Genomic DNA, 25,269 nt, shown 5'->3' on the forward strand with positions numbered 1-25,269 from the left:
AATTATGGAGAATATATGCAGTCAATTAAAACAATCCGTTGCACATTTTGTAACAAATTATTGGCGAAAGTGGGTACAGTTGTTTATTTAGAAATCAAATGCCCACGTTGCAAAGTCATTAACTTTACTAAATAACTTTATTTGAGTGTCAGAATACCTTGAGTATCAGAACGCCATAGAAGGAAAAACTATGGCAAACAAAAAAACTTTTAAACAAGCCCCGCTACCGTTTATCGGGCAAAAAAGAATGTTTTTGAAACACGTGGAAATTGTGTTAAACAAACACATTGATGGAGAAGGTGAAGGTTGGACGATTGTGGACGTATTTGGTGGCAGTGGTTTATTAAGCCATACAGCCAAACAACTAAAGCCAAAAGCAACTGTAATTTATAACGATTTTGATGGCTACACCGAGCGATTAAATCACATTGACGACATCAACCGATTACGCCAAATTATCTTCAATTACTTACACGGTATTATACCAAAAAATGGACGATTAAGCAAAGAAATTAAAGCGGAAATCATCAATAAAATCAATAATTTCAATGGTTATAAAGACCTAAACTGTTTAGCTTCTTGGTTATTATTTTCTGGTCAGCAAGTTGGCAGTGTTGAGGCGTTATTTGCCAAAGATTTTTGGAATTGTGTGCGTCAAAGCGATTACCCAACGGCTGAGGGCTATTTAGATGGTATTGAAGTTATAAGTGAGTCGTTCCACAAGCTAATCCCACGCTATCAAAATCAAGAAAAGGTATTATTACTACTTGATCCGCCTTACTTATGTACGCGTCAAGAGAGTTATAAACAAGCTACTTACTTTGATTTGATTGATTTTCTACGCTTAATCAATCTAACCAAACCTCCTTATATCTTCTTCAGCAGCACGAAAAGCGAATTTATCCGATATTTGAACTATATGCAGGAGAGTAAAATCAATAACTGGGAGACATTTGAGGGTTACGAGCGAATTACGGTTAAAGCATCTACTTCCAAAGATGGGGTTTATGAGGATAATATGATTTATAAATTCTAAATTTAAACACTCTTTAAATCCCGTTTAAACATACAAATGAGCCATTAAAACAACGAAAAAATCTCAAGGTTTTATTTTCGCAGTTTTAATGGCTTTTTTTCGCAGTTTTTTTGGCTCGCTACAAGCAGATTTAATAAAATTTGGAATGCCTATGGTATGTTGTTAATTTTTGCTGTTATTTTTATTTCTGCTTGTTTATTTATTCCCAATTTTGCAACTGTTATTAATATGAAAGGTTTAGGGCTAGCCATTTCAATGAGCGGTATGGTTGCTTGCGGTATGTTATTTTGTCTTGCTGCCGGTGAAATTGATTTATCTGTCGCTTCTGTAATTGCGTGCGCTGGTGTTGTCACTGCAACAGTGATTAATCTTACTCAAAGTGTCACGTTAGGTGTTTTGTCAGGCGTTTCACTAGGAGCTTTAATCGGTTTAATAAATGGTTTTGTTATTGCGAAATTAAAAATTAATTCCTTAATTACAACATTGGCAAGTATGCAAATTGCACGTGGCTTCGGTTATATTATTTCTGACGGTAAAGCAGTAGGTATTACAAAAGAAGAATTTTTTGAATTGGGATATCAAAATTTATTTGGAATTCCCCTACCAATTCTATTTACCGTTATTTGTGTTGCTATCTTTGGTTTTTTATTAAGTAAAACTACCTACGGACGTAATACTTTGGCAATCGGTGGTAATGAGGAAGCGGCACGATTAGCCGGCATTAATGTAGATCGCACGAAATTAATTATTTTTGTTGTATCCGGAGCAATTTCTGCGCTAGCCGGTGTTATTCTTGCTGCTAGAATGACAAGCGGACAACCCATGACTTCCATTGGTTTTGAATTAGTGGCAATTTCAGCTTGCGTACTTGGCGGCGTATCTTTGAACGGTGGCGTAGCTAAAATTTCATTTATCATAGCAGGAGTATTAATTCTAGGTACCATTGAAAATGCGATGAATTTATTAAATATCTCGCCGTTTTCTCAATATGTTGTAAGAGGTCTGATTCTATTAATTGCCGTCATATTTGATAGATACAAACAGAAACTAATAAAGTAAAAATGTGAATAGGCAATAATGCGGATGGTTTATTCTCCGCATTTTGCTTTATCTTCATCTGTATTATATCTATGTTGATGAACTAATTTTTGTTAGAACAATACCTTAAGTAGTATGTGCAATTTAAAAGATAGTATGAAAATAAGAAATAAAAATAATGTTCAACAGAATCCATTATTACCCGGCTATAACTTTAACGCCTATTTAGTTGCCGGTTGTACACCGATTGAAGAAAATAGTGAGTTGGATTTTACGATTAACCGTCCTCATGGAATGAGGGGATATATCATTAATCTCACAACAAAAGGAGAGGGGCGAATATTTCAAGGGAAAGAGGCATTTCATTGCCAAGTCAGGGATTTGCTTTTATTTCCGCCAAATGCTGTTCATTATTACCATCGAGCCAATAATTCGCCAAGTTGGCACCATCAATGGATTTATTTTCGCCCGAGAGCATTTTGGCTGGATTGGGTTAAATGGACTGATACGGTTAATAATGTAGGAAGACTGACCATTCCCGATGAACAACGCTATCAAGAGATTCTCTCTTTATTTTTACAGATTGAAGCGGAATATAATTCTGATGATCCACTTTCGGAAGCTATCTCAATGTGTTTGTTGGAACAGTTATTAATTCGTTGTTTTCGATTTGACCCGGCAAATAAACAAAGAATGCTTGATCCCCGAATACTCGAAACTTGCCATTTTATTTCCGATAATATTGATAAAAACTATACGATTAATGAAATAGCCAAGCAGGCTTGTATGTCCACCTCTCGACTCACCCACTTATTTGCCCAGCAAATTGGCACAAGTATCGTAAAATGGCGGGAAGAGCAAAGAATGATTAAAGCAAAACATTTATTACATGCTTCCGGTGAACCGATTTATCATATTGCCCGCCAACTAGGTTATGATGATCAACTCTATTTTTCACGGATCTTTAAACGTTACACAGGTTTAAGCCCTTCTAGCTTTCGGGATTCAAGATAAAATTTGATCGAGTTCTCATATTTTCTTATGCGACTGTTTTGTCCATATTTGTAGCCTATCATTGTCTAACAATTAATAAAAAAAATCATTAATCTACTTCTAATCCATTTAAGGAATTTAAAGGAGGTAGTAATGAAAAAGACTAAACAAATAATTGAAGAGGGCAATGTTTCTATCGGTATTGAATTCGGTTCAACAAGGATTAAATCGGTTTTAATCGATACCAAAGGAAATATTTTAGCCAAAGGTGAATTTGAATGGGAAAATCATCTTATTGATGGTATTTGGACTTATCCCCAAGAAGAAATTTGGCAAGGATTACAACAGGCTTATGCTACGCTCTCTGCATCCGTAAAAAAACAATACGATACCGTTATTAGTCGTGCGAAAGCAATTGGCATTAGTGGCATGATGCATGGTTATATGCCATTCGATAAAGAAGGTAATCAGCTAACCTTTTTCCGCACATGGCGCAATAATATTACATCAAAATCCTCTGAAAAACTGACCGCACTTTTTCAATATAACATTCCACAACGTTGGAGTATTTCCCATCTATATCAAGCCATTTTAAATAAAGAGGAGCATGTACCGAATATTGATTTTTTAACAACGTTAGCAGGTTACATTCATTGGAAATTAACCGATGAGAAAGTCTTAGGCGTTGGTGAGGCTTCCGGGATGTTTCCTATTGATATTCAAACGCATGATTTTAATCAAAAGATGTTAGATCAATTTGAGCGGCTTATTGATGAATTAGATTATCCCTGGACGATTCGTCATATTTTACCCAAAGTAGTCAATGCCGGAGGCTATGCCGGTGTATTGACGGAATCCGGTGCTAAATTGATTGATCCAAGTGGTAGGTTACAAGCAGGCATTCCGCTTTGCCCGCCGGAAGGGGATGCCGGGACTGGTATGGTGGCAACTAACAGTATTAAGGAAAAAAGCGGAAATATTTCAGCGGGAACATCGGCTTTTGCCATGATTGTATTGGAAAAGGCACTATCAAAAGTATATGAACAATTAGATATGGTGATGACACCAAACGGTAAATTAGTTGCAATGGCACATGCTAATAATTGTACATCGGATATTAATGCTTGGGTTAGCTTATTCGGTGAATGTCTTGCTACGTTTGGGGTAAATATCAGTCAATCTAAACTTTATGAAACGCTATTTACAAAGGCGTTAGAAGGTGAGAATAACTGTGGAAATTTGCTTGCTTATGGCTTTTATTCCGGGGAACACGGTGTTGGCTTAAATGAAGGATGCCCGATGTTCTTACATCCGATGAAGGCAAATTTTAATTTAGCCAATTTCATTCGAGTTCATCTTTATACCGCCTTTGGTGCAATGAAGCTTGGCATGGATATTTTATTGCAACAGGAACAGGTCAAAATCCAACAAATTTTAGCCCACGGCGGTATTTTTAAAACAAAAGGTGTCGCCCAAAAAATTTTGGCTTCTGCACTCAATGTCCCTATTGCTGTAACAGAATCGGCGACTGAAGGGGGCGCATGGGGAATTGCATTATTAGCCAACTATCTTTCATATAATCATAAACCTCTTGAAACCTATTTAGACGAGGATATTTTTGGTGATTGCAATAAAGATATTGTTTATCCGGATATTGAGATGATGCAAGGTTATAACGTATTCATTAAACGTTATTCTCAGGGGCTTTCTATTGTTCAAGAAGCCATTAATACAAAAATTGTAACGATATCATAGGAGATTATTATGGAATTTATCAAAAATCTGGAAGTTTGGTTTGTTGTGGGTAGTCAACATTTATATGGTAATGACGCATTACAGCAGGTGAAACAAAATGCAGAGCAAATCACCGAGCATTTGAATCAACAAAATCCATTTATCAACATTAAGCTAAAAGAATTGGCTACTTCACCGGAAGAAATTTTATCAATTTGCCAAGCGGCGAATAACCAAGATCACTGCGTCGGAATTATTGCATGGATGCATACGTTTTCTCCTGCCAAAATGTGGATTGCCGGTTTAACTCAGTTAAATAAACCATTATTACAATTTCATACTCAATTTAATCAATTGATTCCTTGGAATGAGATTGACATGGATTACATGAATCTTCATCAAACCGCACATGGTGATCGTGAATTTGGTTTCTTATTATCCCGTTTACGTAAAGCTAGAACCATTGTTGTGGGACACTGGAAAAATGCGACTGTGCTAGAAAAAATTAATCGCTGGCAACGTGTTTTAGCCGCAATTTATGATCAAAAAAATTTACGTATTGCGCGTTTTGGCGACAATATGCGGCAAGTTGCTGTAACTGAAGGAGATAAAGTTGAAGCTCAAATTAAATTTGGTTATAGCGTTAACGGCTATGGTGTTTATCAATTGGTTGAAAGCATTAATACGGTTACGGATGAAGATGCAGAGGCATTGGTTAAAGAATACGAAAAAGAATACCGAATCAGTGCTAAATTACAAAAAAATGGTGAAAAACGCACCGCACTTTTTGATACAGCGAAAATTGAATTGGGTCTAAAACGTTTCTTAGATAGCGGTGGTTTCAAAGCCTTTACGGATACATTTGAAAATCTACATAACATGAAACAATTACCGGGATTGCCGGTGCAACGTTTAATGCAACAAGGCTATGGATTTGGTGCTGAAGGAGACTGGAAAACCGCAGCGTTGGTTCGGGCAATAAAAGTAATGGGGTATGGATTGCCAGAAGGCAGTTCCTTTATGGAAGATTATACCTACCATTTAGCCGAAAATAATGAAGTGGTACTTGGTGCACATATGTTGGAAGTTTGTCCTTCCATTACTGATGATAAGCCTTTTTTAGAGATAAAATCGCTTGGCATTGGCGGAAAAGAAGATCCAACCCGTTTGATTTTTACTGCAAAAACGGGGCGTGCGGTAAATGCAACCATTGTAGATATGGGAAATCGATTCCGTATGGTTGTCGCTGATTTGGATGTCGTGGAAAAACCACAAGAAATGCCTAAATTGCCGGTTGGACACGCTTTTTGGCAGCTTAAGCCTAATTTTGATATAGGGACTCAAGCTTGGATTTTAGCCGGCGGGGCGCACCATAGTGCATTTAGTTTAGATGTGGATGCCGATATGTTACGCATGTTTGCAGAATATTTTGAGATTGAATTTATTCATATCAATGACAATACAGATCTTTCTCAATTAAAAAATGAGTTGCGTTGGAATGAATTAAGTTACAAATAATTTTTTGTTCCTGTTTTCTTAAAAGAAATCCTATCTCCCATTTGGGATATAGGATTTTTTGAAAAACATTATTTCACTTCCGAACCCTTCAACCATTTTCTCACCCAAGCACGATTGGCGGATAAGTTTTGCATAATCTCTTCTCCTAAAGGCAAAGGTTCGCCATAGATGAGCGAGGCCAGCGTTTCGCCGAGCAGAGGGGCGGAGGTGAGACCTCGTGATCCTAGTGCGGCGGACAGAAAAAGATTCGGAAAATTGACCGCACTTTGAATAGCTTGTTTGCGGCGGCGGAGGTTAAAAAGATTCTGATAATTTTCACATTGTTGGGTGAAATTCGGTACGTTTCCTACCATAGGAGCAAGATCCCGTACGGAGCAACGAATCCCAACTCTCGCAAGATTGCTTGAGGTATCAACCTCTTGTGTCCAACTTTGTGCAATATTTTGCTGCAGTTTTTGTTGGTTTTCCTGTTGTTCCTGTTCGCTAAAGGTGCGATCCGTATTATCACGAATATGGCTTGCGCCAATACAGTGGCTGGTTTTGGCGTGATCGACAGGGGTAAGATAGCCATCGTAGCAAAGCACGGATTTTAATTTTCGTAAATTTTCACCGGTGGGAATTTGGCTGACTTGCCCTCGAATCGGGTAAAGGGGGAGTTTTTCCGTTTGAGAAAAATCGGTAATTTTATAGCCGTTGGCGAGAATGACGACTTCGTGTTCTATGACTTCGTGATGGGTGTTGATCAGCTGCCAACCTTGTTCCGTTTGCGAAAGTGCGGTAATTTTTTGCGAAGTTTTGATTTTCACACCGCATTTTTCAAGTAGCGAAAAGGTGTTTTGCACAAATTGACGGGGCGCAAGCCATCCGCCTTGAGCAATAAATCCCCCTCCGCAAGAAAGAGGCAACCCCACTTTTTCGCTTAATGCCTCCGCATCCAGCATTTCAAAGATTTCATTAGGCAAACCCAATTGAGAAATCTTTTCTAATTTGGCCGCACTTTTTTCGTTATAGGCACATAATGCTACGCCACAAAATTCGTGTTCAAATTCAATGCCTTGTTTCATTGCCCAATCAAGCAATTGTTTGCCATAGGAAAAAGCGTGAAGGTAAAAATGGATGGTGAGAGGATTATCATCGCTGAGCTGCGGATAAAACGCCCCCTGTTTATTGCCGGAAGCATTGAGTGCAGGTTGTTCATCTTCACAATAAAGGGTAATTTTCGCCCCTCGTTTGAGCAATGAAATAGCGGTGCATAATGAGGCGATCCCTCCGCCAATAATGGCAATATCTTGTTTTTCCATCTTTGCCGATTGAGGAAGATACCAAGGGGCGGAAAGTGCTGTCGGTTTTGGCTGGTTTTTTTGTCCGCTCAAACATTCCCGTTTTTTACCAAATCCTTTACGTTTGCTTACCTCAAACCCTACGAATTCTAACCCTTTTCTGACCGCACTTGCTGCTGTGAAGGTAGCGAATGTACCGTTAGGTTTGGTGAAGCGATACATTTGGTTGTATAAGTTTTCATTCCACATATCCGGATTTTTACTAGGCGCAAAACCGTCTAAAAACCAAGCATCAATGCCTTCGTTCATATAATCGCCAAGTCGCGGTAAATTGTCCTTCACATCACCAAACCATAAATCAAGGGTGGTTTCATCAAAATGAATGCGTTGACAGCCTTTAATCGGTGAGCGCCAGTAGCATTGCAAATGTTGGCTTAATTCGACAAATTGCGGATATGCCGAATGGGCTTGCTGAAGAGCGGTCGGTTTTAGCGGATATTTTTCAAAAGAAATAAAATAGAGGCGTTTGAGAGGTGCATTGACATATTTTTTGCGAAATTCTCGAAATAATTGGATAGTGGTAAAAAAATTTAACCCTGTACCAAAACCGGTTTCTGCAATGGTGAAGTGAGTATGTTGATGATCTTGCCAACGTTCCCATAATTGATTGCCCTGTAAAAATACATAATCCGTTTCTGCCAATCCATCGTAATTGGAAAAATAAACATCATCAAATTGGTTGGAAACGGGGGTATGTTGTTCATTAAAATGAATGTCTGCATACTGAACGGCGAGCATTTTTATTCCTTTCTTGCATTATTGAATTGACTTATAATAACGGAATTTTCCGGCTTATTGAAATTTGTTGGCGGTATGAATTTTACAGTCTCTAACTGGTCGAACAAATGAATTATTACTTGAAATATTTTTATTTCGTAGTAGTTTTGAGCCGTTATTTTGACATATGAAACAAAAAGGAAGAAGCAATGAGAAGAGCTGTCATTACAGGCTTTGGTATTATTTCCAGTATCGGTAACAATAAACAGGAAGTGCTTGCATCATTAAAAGCAGGAAAATCGGGTATTGAAATTGTGCCTGAATTTGTTGAGATGAAAATGCGTAGTCATGTTGCAGGCACGATTAAATTAGATCCAAGTGAACATATTGATCGTAAAGTATATCGTTTTATGGGTGATGCGGCAGCTTATGCTTATCTTTCCATGCGTGAGGCCATTGAAGATGCGGGGTTAACGGAAGAACAGGTTTCCAATGATCGTACAGGTTTAGTCATTGGGGCAGGAACAGGATCGGCACATAATCAATTAATTGCTTGCGATGCGGCACGTGGTCCTCGTGGTGTGAAGGCAATAGGGCCTTATGCCGTAACGAAAACCATGGCATCAAGTGTTTCTGCCTGTCTTGCAACGCCTTATAAAATTCGTGGCGTAAACTATTCTATCAGCTCTGCTTGTGCGACGTCGGCACATTGTATTGGACATGCTGTTGAGTTAATTCAGTTAGGAAAACAAGATATTGTCTTTGCAGGTGGTGCGGAAGAGTTATCTTGGGAATGTGCGACCGAGTTTGATGCAATGGGAGCGGTTTCTACCAAATACAATGATACGCCGGAAAAAGCCTCCCGTGCTTACGATGCGAACCGTGATGGCTTCGTGATTGCCGGTGGTGGTGCTGTTGTTGTAGTGGAAGAATTAGAACACGCCCTTGCTCGCGGTGCAAAAATTTATGCGGAAATCGTGGGTTATGGCGCGACTTCGGATGGCTATGATATGGTTGCACCAAGCGGTGAAGGGGCAGAACGTTGTATGAAACAAGCGATGGCGACAGTGGATACCCCAATTGATTACATTAATGTTCACGGCACTTCAACACCGGTTGGGGACGTGAAAGAATTGGGGGCAATCAAAAATGTGTTTGGTGCTAATGTGCCGGCAATTTCATCGACAAAATCTATGACCGGCCACTCTTTAGGTGCAGCAGGCGCTCACGAAGCCATTTATACCTTATTAATGTTGGATAATGATTTTATTGCGCCAAGCATTAATATTGAAACCTTAGATGAAGCGGCGGAAGGTTGCAATATTGTGACCGAAACGAGAGAAAATGCCGGTTTGCAAACGGTGATGTCAAATAGCTTCGGTTTTGGTGGTACGAATGCGACGCTAATCTTTAAACGTTACAATGGTTAATCGAGTGTACCAATAATAAAAAGAAAAATCGCACGGTAGCAATATCGTGCGATTTTTTTATGGGTAAAATGCACTGAAAAATGACCGCACTTTATCTATAAAAAAGCCCTGAATTTTCAGGGCTTTTGATTATGCTTAATTAGCGATACCTTTGTGTCTTAACAGGGCATCTAACTGGGGTTCACGCCCACGGAAACGTTTGAAAAGTTCCATTGGTTCTTCTGAACCGCCACGGGTTAAGATTTCGTCCAAGAAAGATTTTCCGGTAATTGGGTTAAAGATACCTTCTTCTTCAAAGCGTGAGTAGGCGTCGGCGGAGAGCACTTCTGCCCATAAGTAGCTGTAATAGCCTGCAGCATAGCCGCCTGCGAAAATATGGCTGAAGCTATGCGGTGTTCTTGCCCAATCAACCCCTTTAATGACCGCAACCTGTGATTTCACTGCTTTGAGGGTATCAAGAATTTGATTCATTTTTTCCGGATCAAACGTGTGATGTAAACGGAAATCGAAAATGCCAAATTCCAGTTGGCGTAAAACAAACATGGCAGCTTGGAAGTTTTTTGCTTTCAATAGTTGTACTAATTTTTCTTTTGGCAAAGGTTCGCCCGTTTCGTAGTGACAGGAAATAAATGCCAGTGCCTCTTCTTCCCAGCACCAATTTTCCATAAATTGGCTTGGTAATTCCACCGCATCCCAAGACACGCCGTTAATGCCAGCCACATCAGATACATCAATTTGTGTGAGCATATGGTGAATACCATGACCAAATTCGTGGAAAAGGGTGGTGACTTCATCGTGGGTAAATAATGCCGGTTTATCGCCAATAGGCGCATTAAAGTTACAAGTTAAATATGCCACCGGTGTTTGAATAGAACCATCAAGTTTACGTTTTCTGCCGACACAATCATCCATCCAAGCACCGCCACGTTTGTTTTCTCGGGCATAAAGGTCGAGATAAAAACTACCACGTAACTGATCGTTTTCATCAATAAGATCAAAGAAACGTACATCTTTGTGCCACGTATCCACAGCAAAACGTTCTACCGCACGGATGTTGAAAATACGTTTAATCAGTTCAAATAAACCGGATAGCACACGATCTTCAGGGAAATAAGGACGTAGTTCTTCATCATTGATGGTGTAGAGATGTTGTTTTTGCTTTTCGCTGTAGAAAGCGATATCCCAAGGTTCAAGTTCTGTGACACCAAATTCTTTTTCGCAGTAGGCTTTGAGTTCAGCCAATTCTTTTTCACCCTGTGGTTTGGCGCGTTTCGCCAAATTATCTAAGAAATCCAGCACTTGTTGTGGATTTTCCGCCATTTTAGTTGCAAGGGAAAGTTCGGTGTAAGTATTAAAACCGAGTAATTTCGCCAATTCTACACGCAAGGTGAGAATTTCTTCCATGATTTTACTGTTATCCCATTTGCCGGCATTAGGGCCTTGCTCTGATGCACGAGTGGTGTAAGCACGGTACATTTCTTCACGTAGTGCTTGGTTTTCACAGTAAGTCATGAGCGGTAAATAGCTTGGAATTTCAAGGGTAAAACGGTAGCCTTTTAAACCTTTACTTTCGGCAGATTGTTTTGCCGCTTGCAATGAAGATTCAGGCAGTCCTTTTAGTTCTGTTTCATTTTCAATCACCTTTTCCCAGCCCATTGTTGCATCAAGCACATTATTGCTGAATTGAGAACTGAGTTCGGATAATCTTGCTGAAATTTCACCATAGCGTTTTTGTTTTTCTTCCGATAAAGCAATACCGGAAAGATCAAAATCCCGTAAGGCATTTTCAATTGCCTTTTTTTGAGCCACGGAATAAGCGGCAAATTCAGGACTGTTTTTGAGTGCTAAATACGCATTATAAAGCCCTTTGTGCTGACCCACCCAGGTGCTGTATTCAGAAAGCAGAGGCAAGCAAGCCTGATAGGCTTCGCGTAACTCAGGACTGTTTTTTACTGAATTTAAATGGGAAACCGGCGACCAAGCACGACTGAGACGATCGCTTACTTCCGTTAAAGGTAAAATGAAATTTTCCCAAGTAAAGTGCGGTTGATTTAACACCTGTTCTATTGTATCACGGCAATCTTGGATAAGTGTTTTAACAGCAGGTTGAATGTGTTCCGGTTTGATTTGTGAGAAAGGCGGCAAGCCTTGAATGTTAAGTAATGGATTTGACATAATGATTTCCTTTTTGAAAACTGTTTCTTATGTGACGGCAGATTCTATAATATCAAGGTTGAAAAATCTAAAAAATCGGTAATAATGGCTCGCCTTTAAACAATTTAGGAACATTATGAAGTACATTTATATTTTATTAGGGCTTCTTTCCCTTGTGCTCGGTATTGTGGGGATTTTTCTTCCGATTTTACCTACTACGCCATTTCTTTTATTGACATTATTTTTCTTTGCGAAAGGTTCTAAGCGTTTGGAAACTTGGTTTCTTGGTACGTCTATCTATCAAAAACATTTGAAGTCTTTTAATGAACGCCGAGCGATGACGAAAAAAACAAAGCGTTCAATTTTAACATTTGCAACGTTAATATTACTAATCGGCTTCTATTTTACGCCTAGTCTGATAGGACGCAGTGTTATTGTTGTCTTGATTATTGTGAAATATTGGTTCTTCTTCTTTTGGGTTAAAACTGAAGAGGAAACTAAAATGAAAGATACACAGAAAGATGATATAAAAAATGAATAGTGCTTTATTAACAGGCTTAAAAAGTGCGGTTGTTTTCTCTGTTATTTTAGCTTTGAATGGCTGTGATAAGCTAAATAGCCAAAAATCTAATCAAGATCAAGTTGTCTCTTCTGTTTTAAAAGAAGAGCACTCTCTACAAAAAAATACAGAATATGATCGTGAGAAACTGACACGTGGAATGAAATATCAACCCATTTTAGATCCGTGGCAAGTGAAAGAGATGGAACAAATTTCTTTAATTCGTGATCTTTTTGAAGGATTAACAGCTTATGATGCACAAGGTCATATTGTATCGGGGGCGGCAGAAAGTTGGGAAACGAAAGATAATAAAAATTGGAAGTTTGTTTTACGTGAAGGGTTGGTATGGTCGAATGGGATGCCTCTAACTGCGCAAGATTTTGTGCTTTCTTGGCAAGCGCTTTCTCAATCTGAAAGCCCGCTGAGATTTTATTTATTGTATTTAAATTTGAAAGAGGCGAAAGCCGTATTAGAGAAAAAATTGCCATCTGAAAGTCTTGGCATTGTAGCTAAAAACGACCGCACTTTGTTGATCTCATTGGATAAACCTACGCCTTATTTACCTGAAATGTTGGCGCATATTGCCTTATTGCCACGATATCATGACTCAAATCTATGGGTATCAAACGGTGCTTATCGTCTTTCATCACATGATGAAAACGGGGTACATTTAATTAAAAATTCACAGTATTGGCAAAAAGAGCTAGTCTCATTTAAAACCGTGGATTATGTGCTTTATAACACAACCCCAATGTCGAAATTAGATGTGCTTTGGTCACCTGTTCAAACAACAGAGAATATTCAATACTTTCCTCAATTATGTGGCTATTTCTACGAATTTAACTTGCGAGAGGAAAAGTTAAAGAATCCTTTGATAAGAAAGGCGATTGTTTCATTGCTGTCTGTCACAGGTATCACGGATAATGAAATGCCTAATGCGATTCCGAGTTCTTACTTTTTACCAAAAGCAATGTTACATGGGATAGATTCTCGTTGGGAACCCGTGGTGGCGGAGCCGTTGTTAGCACAAGCTCGTATTACAGAGAAACAGCCATTGGTTTTGCAGATAAGTTATGATGATACATTCGTTCATCGAAACATTGCGAACCGTCTAGCTCGTCAGCTATCGGAATCAGATTTGTTACGTATTGAAAACCATGAGATGAGCTGGCAGGCTTTACAAGAAAAGCGTACGAAAGGTGAGTTCCAACTAATTCGTTCGGGCTGGTGTGGTGATTTTAACCATCCGGCAGCATTTTTAGGACTGTTTTATTCAAAAAGCCCCGATAATAAGAGCGGATATTCCAATCAACAATATGATCAGCTGTTTGAACAGGCATTAAAAAGTACATCAGAAAAAGAGCGGTCGGAAATTTACTTAAAATTAAGTGAAATTATTCAGCAAGAAAATTTGGTTCTTCCAATATTCCAATACACTACACCGGTTTATATTTCCTCTTCTTTAATGGGCTGGCAAAAGAATCCGGTTGGGACGATTTATAGTAAAGATTTATGGCGAAAAGTGAATATCGCTCAATAGTAAAATACCCGCTTCATATGAAAGCGGGCACTTTTTACAGACTATTTTTTATCATCTTTCTTTGTAATTTCTTCGCATTTTTCTATATCGCTACATTTTCCATAAAGATATAGGCTGTGAGCTTTTAATTTTATGCCATATTGTTCGCTAATTTCTTTTTGACGTTGCTCAATGAGATTATCGGAAAACTCAAAGACTTTACCACAGTCTTCACAAATAATGTGATCATGGTGTTCCGTCGGAGCAAGTTCAAAAACTGATTTATTTCCTTCAAAATTGTGGCGAATTAAAATATGTGCTTCATCAAATTGATTCAGTACACGATAAACGGTAGCAAGACCAATATCGCTACCTTGTTCTAATAAAATTTTATATACATCTTCTGCAGAAAAATGTTCGTTTTTGTGACTTTGCATTAAAGCTAAAATAGTCAAACGAGGCTCGGTAATTTTTAACCCGGCTTTTTTGAGCAATTTAATATTTTCTTCAGACATAAAGTTTCCTTTCATGATAGTTAAGCGAGCTCGGCTACACACATTTCTTCATAAATTTGTTTACACCATTTTTCCACGCGTTCAGCGGTGAGTTCAGGCTGGCGATCTTCATCAATACACAAACCGATAAAGGTTCCATCTTCTAAGAGTGCCTTAGAGGCTTCAAAAGTATAGTTTTCAGTCGGCCAGTTGCCCACAACGATAGCCCCTCGAGGTTCGACAATATCACGTACTGTACCAATTGCATCGCAGAAATAATCAGCGTAGTCTTCTTGGTCACCACAGCCGAAAATTGCGACTAATTTATCAGTAAAATCGATTTCTTCTAAGGTTGGGAAAAAATCATCCCAATCCGCTTGGGCTTCACCATAGTACCAAGTTGGAATCCCGAAAAGTAAAAAATCGTAGGCTTCAATATCCTCTTTTGAGGTTTTGGCGATATCACGAATATCTACTAATTCACTGCCTAACTGTTTTTGAATCATTTTTGCGATATTCTCGGTATTGCCTGTATCGCTGCCATAAAATAGACCCACTACTGCCATTTTTCTTTCCTTTAAATAAATACTTAATCACTATAAAACTTAGGGGCAAAGCCCTGCGAGTTGGGCGAACTATAGCATAAATCAATTCTCATTTGAATCAATTAATTCTTATTTAAAAATCGATTGATTGCTCGGATAACAAAGTCTGGTTTTTCAGCATGAACCCAGTGTCCACAGCCGTTTATCGTGAATGATGTCGCATGAGGAAATTGTACCAAAATAGTGTCGGTGTTTTCCGGTTTTATATAGGCTGAATTGCCTCCTCGAATAAATAGAGTGGGGATAGACACCTCCACATTTTGCCAATCCATTAAATGATGATATTGGTTAAAAAGCGCACTTAAGTTAAAACGAAAAAATTCAGGTGAAGTGGGATCAAAAGATTTCAGCATAAATTGTACAACGGCAGGATCTTGAATATTTTTTTCCAAAATGGGTTTGGCTTCTTGGCGATTTTGTGGTGCAGCATTTTTTACAGCGAATAAACCTTGAAATACATCTTGATGCCCGTTATGTCCATAGATGATAGGCGCAATATCAATGACGATCAATTTTTCTACAATCTCGGCATGAAGTGCGGTCAATTTCATGGCCGTTTTCCCACCCATAGAATGGCCGATCAGAATCACTTTATCTAACTTAAGATGTTGAATAAGTGCGAATACGTCTCTTGCCATCAGTTCGTAATTCATTGAGTCTGAATGAAAACTTTGTCCGTGATTGCGGAGATCAATCCGTAAAATATTGTAATCATCACTAAAGGCTCGGGCGATAACACCAAGGTTATTCATATCGCCAAATAAACCGTGGATGAACACTAAGGTAGGATGTTTACTTACTTGTTTTGGTTGATGAAATTGATAGTTTAATAATTGAGAGCTTGGCATAATTTTCGCGTGAGAATTCGTTGAGAAATCGTTATAATGGCAAGAATTTTAGCAAAGGGAGAAATAAAAATGAAGATTATTGAAGTTGATGAAGAGTTATACCAATACATTGCAAAACAAACCCAGTCTATTGGTGAAAGTGCTTCCGATATTCTTCGCCGTTTGCTGAATTTACCTGCAAATCCAAGCCGTACCTTGGATTTTGTTTCCTTTGATGAAACAAATAAAAGTGCGGTTAAATCTGATGTTGTTTTACCCAAAGAGATGAAACAGGCTAATGTACCTCAAATCCAGCCTGAGCCGACATCGAAAGATCTAACACAGTTGAAAACAGCGAGAAAACAGTCGGAGACAGCGATTAGCCGGATCTCAGATAATGTTCGTGCTTTATTAAGTTCTTCAGAATTTAAGGAAGAAACAAAAGCTGTTGTGCGTTTTTTAGCGGTTTTACGCGTGCTTTACCGCACCAATCCGGAAAGTTTTGCACAGGCGACAGAATCCTTACAAGGTCGTACCCGTGTTTACTTTGCACGTGATGAAGCAACATTGTTAATGGCGGGGAATCATACCAAGCCGAAACAAATTCCGGATACGCCCTATTGGGTTATAACTAATACGAATAGTGGTCGGAAAATGTTGATGTTAGAGGGGGCGATGCAATCCATGGATTTGCCGGAAAGCTTGATTGATGAAGTGCGAACCTATTTTGTCAGTAACTAAATTTTTTCCTTGGCAACGACTTGCCAATACACTTCAATACCGAGATAAAATCGCCTTGCGTTCATCGCAGGGTGATGTTTTTACTTGGGGAGAGATTAGGGAAAAGATCGATCAAACAGCGGTATTTTTACAATCTCGGGGGCTGACATCAGAAAGTGCAGTTGCTTTTTGTAGCAAAAATACTGAATCGATCCTTTTTCTTTATCTTGCAACAATTCAGATTGGTGCCAAAATTCTGGGGTTAAATCCTGCATTTCCAAAAGATAAAATTAATGAATTATGCCGTGAATACGACATTGATTTATGTTTATTTGATGAGGATTTATTGGATATTCCTGATGGACATTCATCGGTAGAATTTCCTCAGGCTGATTTTTTTCGCCCGGCAACTATGACCTTGACATCAGGATCGAGTGGATTGCCTAAGGCGGTCGTGCATCATATTCAATCGCATTTGGATAATGCTCGTGGCGTGTGTCAATTAATGCACTTTGATTCATCGCAATCTTGGTTATTGTCATTACCTTTATATCACGTTTCAGGGCAGGGGATTGTTTGGCGTTGGTTACTTTGTGGTGGGGAATTACATTTTCCACAAAGCGATTTTTATCAATCATTATTACAAACAACCCATGTGTCATTAGTGCCAACACAGCTTCAACGTTTGCTTGATTATCTCGTTCAGCACCCCCAATCCCATTTTAAAACCTGCCATATCTTATTAGGTGGGGCGCATATTCCACTAACGTTGACTCAATCAATTCGTGCATATGGTATCCAAGCTTACAGCGGATATGGTATGACGGAAATGGCATCAACAATTTGTGCTAAATTGTCGGATCATTTACCCGGTGTTGGGCAACCACTTTTAGGACGTGAATTTCAACTGGTGAATGAGGAAATTTGGTTGAAAGGTGCAGGGCTGGCATTAGGTTATTGGAAGATGGGGGAAATTATTCCTCTCACGAATCAACAAGGTTGGCTACAAACAAAAGATAAGGGGATTTGGCAAAATAATGAATTAGTCGTTGTGGGGCGTTTAGATAATATGTTCATTTCCGGTGGCGAAAATATTCAGCCGGAAGAAATTGAAGGTGTGATATTGCAATCAAATTGGGTGAAACAAGTATTTGTTTTGCCAAAAAAGGATTCAGAGTTTGGCGCAAGACCGATTGCTGTCCTTGAATTTTATGAACACTTCACGGAAAGTGCGGTCGAAAAACTACGCATTTTTTTACAAGAACATTTAGCACGATTTAAGCAACCGATCGCTTATTATCCATTGCCTCAAAATTTACAATCGGGGGCAATTAAAATTTCCCGTAAGGTGCTGACTCAATGGTTTAGCACAGAAAACTATGAATAGGAAGAATATGAAATTACCACGTTTTTTAACCGCACTTTCTGTAAGCCTTGTAATGGGATTGGCTTTGCCTCATTCTGTTATGGCGGAACAGGCAAAATCTTCGCCAACTGAGCAAAGTTTAAAATTGGATTTGGAGGCAGCACAAAAAATTGATGATGCGGAGCTTAAAAAAGCACGCATTGAGCAATTGCAAACCTCTCTTGATTTGCTAGAGCAAATTCAAACACAGCAAAAAACGAATGACACACTCGATGATACGCTTAATCAAGCCGATGCGGAAATTCAAAAAAATAATACGGATTTACAGAACCTTAAGAAAAATTTAGGGCAGGAGAAACCTGATAATTATAAGGAAACCTCATTAGATAATTTACAGGAAACACTGAGTAAACTTAGTGCCCAACAGCAAGATACTCAAAGCGAGTTAAATGCTGCGAATGCCTTGGTGGCGGGACAGAGTGCTGTGTCAGAACGAGCACAAACTGCATTGGCGGATAATTTAAAACGTAGCCAAACGTTAAATCAGAAACTTTCCGATAGTTCGTTAGATAGTGTATTACAACAGCAATACCAGCTGGAATTACAGCTGATTGAACTTAAAAATAATTATAGTCAAACGTTGTTAAAAAACAGTGATCAGCTTTCCTTACTTTATCAAAGCCGTTATGACTTATTGAGTGTGAAACAGCAACTTCAGCAACAGCAAATTGCGGCAGTACAAGAGGCGATTAATCAAAAAAATCTTGAACAAACGCAAGATAAAGTGGAACAGGCTCAACAACAGCAGCAAAGTGCGGTTAAAAATGATTATATTCAGAAAGTATTGGAGCTTAATGCTCAGTTAAGTCAATTTTTATTAGAACAGACGGAAAAAACAAATACCTTAACGCAAGATGAGCTTAGAATGCGTAATGTGTTAGATAATTTGACACAAACGCAACGCACCATTAATGAGCAAATTAGTGCGTTACAAGGGACATTAGTGCTTTCTCGTATTATTCAACAACAGAAACAAAAATTACCCACTAATCTAAATATTCAAGGTTTATCAAAGCAAATAGCAGATTTACGTGTACAGATTTTTGATATTACGCAACGTCGTAATGAGCTGTATGATCTTGATACTTATATTAAAAAAGTTGAGTCGGATGAAAACCAAACTTTTACGGCAGCGGAAAAAACACAGTTAATAACTTTATTAACCGAACGCCGTAAAATGGGTTCAGATCTCATTAAGTCATTAAATAACCAACTCAATTTAGCGATTTCTTTAGAATTAACCCAGCAACAAATTACACAAATTAGTGATCAAATTGGATCAAAATTGGAGCAGCAAAGTTTTTGGGTGAAAAGTAACAATCCGATTAATTTGAGTTGGTTGGAAATGTTGCCAAAATCGTTAAGTGCACAGTTTAACGGAATGGTAAAGCATTTAGGATTTCCCACTAATTATGACAATTTACCTTCTCTATTGACTTATGCATTTATCCTTTTAGTCATTGGCGGTGCAATTTTTAAATTCAAACCAAGAATTAAACAACGCTTGGCGATGATTAACGGTGAAATCAATACGCTTCGATCCGATACACAATGGCATACGCCGATGGCGTTGATATTAACTGTTTTGTTAAATTTGTCCGGCACACTTTGGTTTTTAGCAATCTGCCAATTAATTGGATTTTTCTTCTTTCGTAATCCGCAAGAATTCTGGGATTGGTCATTCCGAATGGCCGGTTATTGGTGGTTCTTTAATGTATGGTTCGCAATTTTTCGTCCAAATGGTATTTTTGTACGTCATTTTGGTTTTGCCCAAGAGGATGCGGAAAAGTTTCGCGGTGTGGTAAAACGGATTATCATTGCCGTTGTTCTGCTATTAAATACCTCGGTATTTAGCAATGTGATGGATAATGGGTTAGCCAACGATGTTTTAGGCGAATTAAATACAATTGCATCGCTTATTTTTTGTGTTGTGATTATTGCGCCTCGTTTTAATCGAGCGTTGCGTGCTTATGAAGAACACCAGTCACAACATAATAATGTCATTGTAAAAGTAATCCAAATCTTGTTACAGATCACGCCAATTGGATTTATTATCTTAGTGGCATTAGGCTACTACTATACGGTGTTGAATTTAATTCAACATCTTATTAGTTCCTATATTGCTTGGTGTGTTTGGTTTATTTTACGTCATGTAATTTATCGGGGAATTACAGTATCTTCGCGCCGTTTGGCTCATCGTCGCTTAATTGAAAAACAGAAACAAAAAGCAGAAGAATTTAACGATGGTTCACCTTCAGATGATGTGGTTGTGATGACTGATCAAGAGGAAGGATTAGCGTTAAATGAAGTTAGAAGCCAGTTATTACGTTTTGCCGATCTCTTTATTTGGACGGCGCTATTTGCAATTTTCTACTTTGTATGGTCGGATCTCATTACCGTAGCAAGCTACCTACGTGATATTACATTATGGAAACAGGTTTCTGTTGTTGATGGCGCAAATGTGACAGAAAGTATCACGCTCTTCAATTTACTGGTCGCGATGATCATTGTCGTGATTACTTATGTTTTGGTACGAAATATTTCCGGTATTTTAGAAGTGATGCTTTTCTCTCGTCTGAAATTATCGCAAGGTACGCCCTACACGATTACGACATTATTAACTTATACCATCATTGCGATTGGTGGGGCGTGGGCATTTGCTACGCTAGGGATGTCTTGGTCAAAATTACAATGGTTATTTGCCGCACTTTCCGTGGGGCTTGGTTTTGGTATGCAGGAAATTTTTGCAAACTTTGTTTCCGGTATTATCTTATTATTTGAACGCCCGATTCGAGTCGGGGATACTGTGACAATCAACGGGGTGAGTGGAACGGTTGCAAAAATCCGTATTCGTGCGATTACTTTGATTGATTTTGATCGTAAAGAAGTGATCGTACCAAATAAATCTTTTGTGACCGGTCAGGTAATTAACTGGGCGCTTTCCAGTACGATGACCCGCTTGGTTGTGACGGTTGGAGTCGCTTACGGTTCAGATTTAGAGTTAGTGAAAAAATTACTCCTCCAAGCGGCAAATGAGCAACCGGCCGTATTAAAAGATCCTGAACCGAGAGCGCTATTTTTGTCCTTTGGTGCAAGCACATTGGATCACGAATTACGTGTTTATGTGGGGCAAATATCCGATCGAACCAATACAACGGATGGGCTTAATCGCCGTATCAATGAACTCTTTGCTGAAAATAATATTGATATTGCGTTCAATCAGCTTGATGTCTTTATTAAAAATAATGATACCGGTGAAGAAATTCCGTTCGTTGATGTTAATGCAACAACATTATCTAAGAAAAAGTCGTAGAGTATGAGAGGTAAAATATGGCAGGTAATACAATAGGACAACTTTTCCGTGTAACAACTTTTGGCGAATCTCATGGTATTGCACTCGGTTGTATTGTAGATGGTGTCCCACCTAATATGACGCTGTCTGAAGCGGATATTCAGCCTGATTTAGATCGCCGTAAACCCGGTACATCTCGTTATACCACGGCACGTCGGGAAGCAGATGAAGTGCAAATTTTATCCGGTGTATTTGAAGGAAAAACCACCGGTACAAGCATTGGAATGATCATTAAAAATGCGGATCAGCGTTCTCAAGATTATGGTGAAATTAAAGATCGTTTCCGTCCCGGACACGCCGATTTTACTTATCAACAAAAATACGGCATTCGTGATTATCGTGGTGGCGGACGTTCTTCCGCACGTGAAACGGCTATGAGGGTCGCAGCCGGGGCGATTGCGAAAAAATACCTGAGGGAACAATTTGGCATTGAAGTACGGGGGTTTTTAAGTCAAATCGGCGAGGTGAAAATTGCACCACAAACGGTTGGGAAAATTAATTGGGAAACTGTGGAGAGTAACCCTTTCTTTTGCCCTGATGAAAGTGCGGTTGAAAAATTTGATGAATTAATCCGAGCGCTGAAAAAAGAAGGGGATTCCATCGGTGCGAAACTCACGGTGATTGCTGAAAATGTGCCGGTTGGTTTAGGTGAACCTGTATTTGATCGCTTGGATGCCGATTTGGCTCATGCCTTGATGGGAATTAATGCCGTGAAAGGCGTAGAAATTGGCGATGGCTTTGCGGTGGTGGGACAGCGTGGTAGTCAGCATCGTGACGAAATAACACCAAATGGTTTTGAGAGTAATCACGCAGGCGGTATTTTGGGCGGGATTAGCTCCGGTCAGCCGATTATTGCCACCATTGCATTGAAACCGACTTCAAGCATTACGATCCCCGGACGTTCTGTGAACCTTGATGGCGAAGCAGTGGAGGTGGTGACAAAGGGTCGCCATGATCCTTGCGTGGGAATTCGTGCCGTACCTATTGCGGAAGCGATGGTTGCCATTGTGTTATTGGATCACTTATTACGTTTTAAGGCACAATGTAAGTAGTAAGGCGAGTGAAATGAATAAAATCGTATTAAAAACTTCGATTATTTTAACCGCACTTTTTTCTTTAAGCGTGCAGTCTTCTCCTCAAGATTGGCAGCAAATTAAACGCCCTATTCCCAGTGAGAACGGAAAGGCACAGCCAATTGGAAGTTATTCTAACGGTTGTATTATTGGGGCTGAAGCTTTACCGGCTAAGGGTGATGGCTATCAAGTTATCCGAATGAATCGTAACCGCTATTATGGCCATCCTGAGATGATTAAATATCTCAAACGTTTGGGGGAAAGGGTGAAAGCAGCAGGATTACCAACAATGCTTGTAGGGGATATTGCTATGCCGGGCGGAGGGCGTTTCCTGACCGGACACGCTAGCCATCAAATGGGATTAGATGCGGATATTTGGTTACGCATGGGCGAAATGTCCGATGCAGATGCATTAAATTCAGATGGGAAGGGCTTGTTAGTGGTTGATAGAAAAGCACAACGGGTTGATGAGCGGGTATGGAATCATCACCATGCAACATTGATTAAGCTTGCGGCTCAGGATCATGGCGTGACCCGTATTTTTGTAAATCCGGCAATTAAGCTTAAATTATGTCAAACAGCAGGTAATGATCGTAGTTGGTTACACAAAATTCGTCCTTGGTTTGGGCATGATTCACATTTTCATGTCCGTTTAAAATGTCCTGCAGAGGCTGTTCATTGTGAAGATCAAGCACCGGTTCCGTCTGGTGATGGGTGTGGTGATGAACTTTATTCTTGGTTTGAACCTGCAAAACCAAGTACGGGCTCAAATAAGCCAAAAGTTTTACCGCCTGAACCCTTTTTATGCCAACAAATATTGACTTCGCCAAATCGAAGTGAATGGTTAGAATAATTTTATAGGCAAATCATAGAGTGCATGGTATGGAATTGGGCGTTGATATTTTAGCAATATTATTTGTTGTGGCATTTGTTGCCGCATTTATTGATGCGATTGCAGGCGGAGGCGGCTTGATTACCATTCCAGCCCTGCTTATGACGGGGATGCCACCGGCTGTGGCATTGGGGACAAATAAATTACAAGCGATGGGAGGCGCATTTTCTGCCAGTCTCTATTTTTTACGTAAAAGAGCGGTCAATTTACGGGAAGTTTGGTTTATCCTACTCTGTGTTTTCATCGGATCGGCTTTAGGCACAATCTTGATTCAATTGCTTGATGTCTCAGTTTTTAAGAAAATTTTGCCATTTTTAATTTTAGCAATTGGATTGTATTTTCTCTTTACGCCTAAATTGGGAGATAAAGATCGCAAACAACGTTTAACTTATGTGGTTTTTGGTTTTGCCATTAGCCCATTTTTAGGTTTCTATGACGGCTTTTTCGGACCGGGAACGGGCTCTATTATGGGCTTGGCGTGTATTACATTGTTAGGTTTCAATATTGCTAAAGCGACAGCCCATGCGAAGGTGATGAACTTTACCTCGAACCTTGCTTCTTTCTTGCTTTTCTTAGCCGGTGGACAAATTTTGTGGATTGTAGGAATCGTGATGATGGTGGGAGGCATGATTGGGGCAAATTTGGGCGCTAAAATGGTGATGACAAAAGGTAAAACGCTTATTCGCCCTATGGTAGTCGTTATGTCGTTTTTGATGACAGTAAAAATGGCATACGATCAAGGTTGGTTTAATATTTAAAGTGCGGTTAATTCCGCCATTGTTTTTAGTATGACAGATTCTCAGCAAAATATTCGTTTAACTGCACGAGTGGGCTATGAACCGCACTTTTCGTGGTCGTATTTAAAACCAAAATATTGGGGTATTTGGTTAGGTATTTTCCTTTTGCTTTTATTAGCATTTATACCATTTCGTTTGCGCGATAAATTTGCAGCAAAATTAGGTGTATGGATTGGGCATAAGGCAAAGAAACAGCGTAAGCGTGCTCAAATTAATTTGAGCTATTGTTTTCCGAAGTGGACAGAACAGCAGCGAGAGCACGTTATTGATGAAATGTTTGCCGTAGTCGCACAAGTGATGTTTGGCATTGGTGAAATTGCTGTTCGTTCTAAAAAACATTTGCAAAAACGCAGTGAATTTATTGGTATTGAGCATATCCGAAATGCAAAGGAGGCGGGCAATAACATTATTTTAATGGTACCGCACGGCTGGGCGATTGATGCTTCCGGTATTATTCTACATACACATGGAATGCCTATGACTTCTATGTATAACCCACATCGTAATCCTTTAGTGGATTGGTTGTGGACAATCGTCCGCCAGCGTTTTGGCGGAAAAATGCACGCCCGTCAAAATGGAATTAAGCCTTTTTTGACGAGTGTCCGTCAAGGAGAAATGGGCTATTATTTGCCCGATGAAGATTTTGGTGCAGAACAAAGTGTATTTGTTGATTTTTTTGCTACTTATAAAGCAACCCTACCGGGGCTAAATAAAATGGCAAAACTTGCTAAAGCCGTTGTGATTCCAATGTTTCCTCGCTATAACGCCAAAAGCGGTAGGTATGAAATAGAAATTCACTCTGCCATGGCGCTGAGTGATGAACCTGAAAAATCAGCTCGGGCAATGAATGAAGAAATTGAATCTTTTGTCACCCCAACCCCAGAACAATATGTTTGGATTTTACAATTATTAAGAACACGTAAAGATGGTGATGATCTTTATGATTAGTTGATGTAACAAGAGTGCGGTCAGTTTTAACCGCACTTTTTCTAGGGACTGTGGGGGGTATCGGTATTAGTGACAAAAAATTGCTACATAGCTTAGA

The 25,269-nt window shown here is 39.3% G+C and carries 21 protein-coding genes; 16 read left to right on the plus strand and 5 right to left on the minus strand.

Translation table 11 applies throughout. The features are described 5' to 3' along the window. Window positions 1–15: 15 nt before the first annotated feature. The 6 genes from BKK54_RS12260 to araA all read left to right on the plus strand — a co-directional run bounded on the left by BKK54_RS12260 (window position 16) and on the right by araA (window position 6,319). Window positions 16–135, plus strand: coding sequence for a Com family DNA-binding transcriptional regulator (locus BKK54_RS12260; protein WP_040596477.1), 120 nt, complete (start codon window positions 16–18; stop codon window positions 133–135). A gap of 55 nt (window positions 136–190) precedes the next feature. Beyond that, a complete protein-coding gene (locus BKK54_RS04355; RefSeq protein WP_077541862.1) occupies window positions 191–1,036 on the plus strand; it encodes a hypothetical protein in 846 nt (281 codons plus the stop codon). 60 nt (window positions 1,037–1,096) lie between these two features. Continuing rightward, a complete protein-coding gene (gene araH / locus BKK54_RS04360) occupies window positions 1,097–2,095 on the plus strand; it encodes an L-arabinose ABC transporter permease AraH (RefSeq protein WP_279626085.1) in 999 nt (332 codons plus the stop codon). 135 nt (window positions 2,096–2,230) lie between these two features. Further along, window positions 2,231–3,088, plus strand: a complete 858-nt coding sequence (gene araC / locus BKK54_RS04365) for an arabinose operon transcriptional regulator AraC (RefSeq protein ID WP_077541866.1) — start codon at window positions 2,231–2,233, stop codon at window positions 3,086–3,088. Between the two features lie 132 nt (window positions 3,089–3,220). Next, on the plus strand, window positions 3,221–4,822 hold the full coding sequence (locus tag BKK54_RS04370) for a xylulokinase (protein WP_077541868.1): 1,602 nt from the start codon (window positions 3,221–3,223) through the stop codon (window positions 4,820–4,822). Between the two features lie 9 nt (window positions 4,823–4,831). Next, window positions 4,832–6,319 carry an L-arabinose isomerase gene (gene araA, locus BKK54_RS04375; RefSeq protein ID WP_077541870.1) on the plus strand — a complete coding sequence of 496 codons (1,488 nt, stop codon included), beginning with the start codon at window positions 4,832–4,834 and terminating at the stop codon, window positions 6,317–6,319. 68 nt (window positions 6,320–6,387) lie between these two features. On the opposite strand, the gene mnmC is transcribed toward araA, so the two are convergent. Further along, the gene (gene mnmC / locus BKK54_RS04380; RefSeq protein WP_077541872.1) at window positions 6,388–8,397 is read right to left on the minus strand and encodes a bifunctional tRNA (5-methylaminomethyl-2-thiouridine)(34)-methyltransferase MnmD/FAD-dependent 5-carboxymethylaminomethyl-2-thiouridine(34) oxidoreductase MnmC; all 2,010 of its coding nucleotides are present in this window, start codon (window positions 8,395–8,397) and stop codon (window positions 6,388–6,390) included. A 188-nt stretch (window positions 8,398–8,585) separates the two neighbouring features. Between mnmC and fabB the strand changes: the two genes are divergently transcribed. Then, window positions 8,586–9,806 (plus strand): beta-ketoacyl-ACP synthase I, encoded by a 1,221-nt coding sequence (gene fabB / locus BKK54_RS04385; protein ID WP_077541874.1) that lies wholly within the window; start codon window positions 8,586–8,588, stop codon window positions 9,804–9,806. A gap of 135 nt (window positions 9,807–9,941) precedes the next feature. Here the strand turns inward: fabB and prlC are convergent, their stop codons facing one another. Continuing rightward, window positions 9,942–11,981: an oligopeptidase A gene (gene prlC / locus BKK54_RS04390; RefSeq protein ID WP_077541876.1), complete on the minus strand. Its 2,040-nt coding sequence runs from the start codon at window positions 11,979–11,981 to the stop codon at window positions 9,942–9,944. 115 nt (window positions 11,982–12,096) lie between these two features. Between prlC and BKK54_RS04395 the strand changes: the two genes are divergently transcribed. Together BKK54_RS04395 and BKK54_RS04400 are read left to right on the plus strand one after the other, a co-directional pair. Beyond that, window positions 12,097–12,501, plus strand: a complete 405-nt coding sequence (locus BKK54_RS04395) for a YbaN family protein (RefSeq protein ID WP_077541878.1) — start codon at window positions 12,097–12,099, stop codon at window positions 12,499–12,501. Next, the gene (locus BKK54_RS04400; protein WP_077541879.1) at window positions 12,494–14,059 is read left to right on the plus strand and encodes a peptide ABC transporter substrate-binding protein; all 1,566 of its coding nucleotides are present in this window, start codon (window positions 12,494–12,496) and stop codon (window positions 14,057–14,059) included. The genes BKK54_RS04395 and BKK54_RS04400 overlap by 8 nt, the downstream gene beginning before the upstream one ends. 41 nt (window positions 14,060–14,100) lie before the next feature. Here the strand turns inward: BKK54_RS04400 and fur are convergent, their stop codons facing one another. The 3 genes from fur to BKK54_RS04415 all read right to left on the minus strand — a co-directional run bounded on the left by fur (window position 14,101) and on the right by BKK54_RS04415 (window position 15,985). Continuing rightward, on the minus strand, window positions 14,101–14,553 hold the full coding sequence (gene fur, locus BKK54_RS04405) for a ferric iron uptake transcriptional regulator (RefSeq protein WP_077541881.1): 453 nt from the start codon (window positions 14,551–14,553) through the stop codon (window positions 14,101–14,103). A 20-nt stretch (window positions 14,554–14,573) separates the two neighbouring features. After that, window positions 14,574–15,098: a flavodoxin FldA gene (gene fldA, locus BKK54_RS04410; protein ID WP_077541883.1), complete on the minus strand. Its 525-nt coding sequence runs from the start codon at window positions 15,096–15,098 to the stop codon at window positions 14,574–14,576. 101 nt (window positions 15,099–15,199) lie between these two features. Next, window positions 15,200–15,985, minus strand: coding sequence for an alpha/beta fold hydrolase (locus tag BKK54_RS04415; protein ID WP_077541885.1), 786 nt, complete (start codon window positions 15,983–15,985; stop codon window positions 15,200–15,202). Window positions 15,986–16,054: 69 nt separating this feature from the next. Between BKK54_RS04415 and seqA the strand changes: the two genes are divergently transcribed. The 7 genes from seqA to lpxM are packed head-to-tail and all read left to right on the plus strand — an operon-like array spanning window position 16,055 to window position 25,172. Beyond that, the gene (gene seqA / locus BKK54_RS04420; RefSeq protein WP_077541887.1) at window positions 16,055–16,705 is read left to right on the plus strand and encodes a replication initiation negative regulator SeqA; all 651 of its coding nucleotides are present in this window, start codon (window positions 16,055–16,057) and stop codon (window positions 16,703–16,705) included. Next, a complete protein-coding gene (gene menE, locus BKK54_RS04425) occupies window positions 16,674–18,071 on the plus strand; it encodes an o-succinylbenzoate--CoA ligase (protein ID WP_077541889.1) in 1,398 nt (465 codons plus the stop codon). Before seqA ends, menE begins: the two co-directional genes overlap by 32 nt. Window positions 18,072–18,078: 7 nt before the next feature. Further along, window positions 18,079–21,423 carry a mechanosensitive channel MscK gene (gene mscK / locus BKK54_RS04430; RefSeq protein WP_077541891.1) on the plus strand — a complete coding sequence of 1,115 codons (3,345 nt, stop codon included), beginning with the start codon at window positions 18,079–18,081 and terminating at the stop codon, window positions 21,421–21,423. 17 nt (window positions 21,424–21,440) lie between these two features. After that, window positions 21,441–22,514 carry a chorismate synthase gene (gene aroC, locus BKK54_RS04435; protein WP_077541894.1) on the plus strand — a complete coding sequence of 358 codons (1,074 nt, stop codon included), beginning with the start codon at window positions 21,441–21,443 and terminating at the stop codon, window positions 22,512–22,514. Between the two features lie 13 nt (window positions 22,515–22,527). Beyond that, window positions 22,528–23,388: a penicillin-insensitive murein endopeptidase gene (gene mepA, locus BKK54_RS04440; RefSeq protein WP_077541896.1), complete on the plus strand. Its 861-nt coding sequence runs from the start codon at window positions 22,528–22,530 to the stop codon at window positions 23,386–23,388. A gap of 29 nt (window positions 23,389–23,417) precedes the next feature. Beyond that, a complete protein-coding gene (locus BKK54_RS04445; RefSeq protein ID WP_077541898.1) occupies window positions 23,418–24,185 on the plus strand; it encodes a TSUP family transporter in 768 nt (255 codons plus the stop codon). A gap of 30 nt (window positions 24,186–24,215) precedes the next feature. Next, a complete protein-coding gene (lpxM, locus tag BKK54_RS04450; RefSeq protein ID WP_077541900.1) occupies window positions 24,216–25,172 on the plus strand; it encodes a lauroyl-Kdo(2)-lipid IV(A) myristoyltransferase in 957 nt (318 codons plus the stop codon). Window positions 25,173–25,269: the final 97 nt, after the last annotated feature.

Origin of the sequence: Rodentibacter genomosp. 1, assembly GCF_001999285.1 — a bacterium.
In the GTDB taxonomy this organism is placed as follows: Bacteria; Pseudomonadota; Gammaproteobacteria; order Enterobacterales; family Pasteurellaceae; genus Rodentibacter.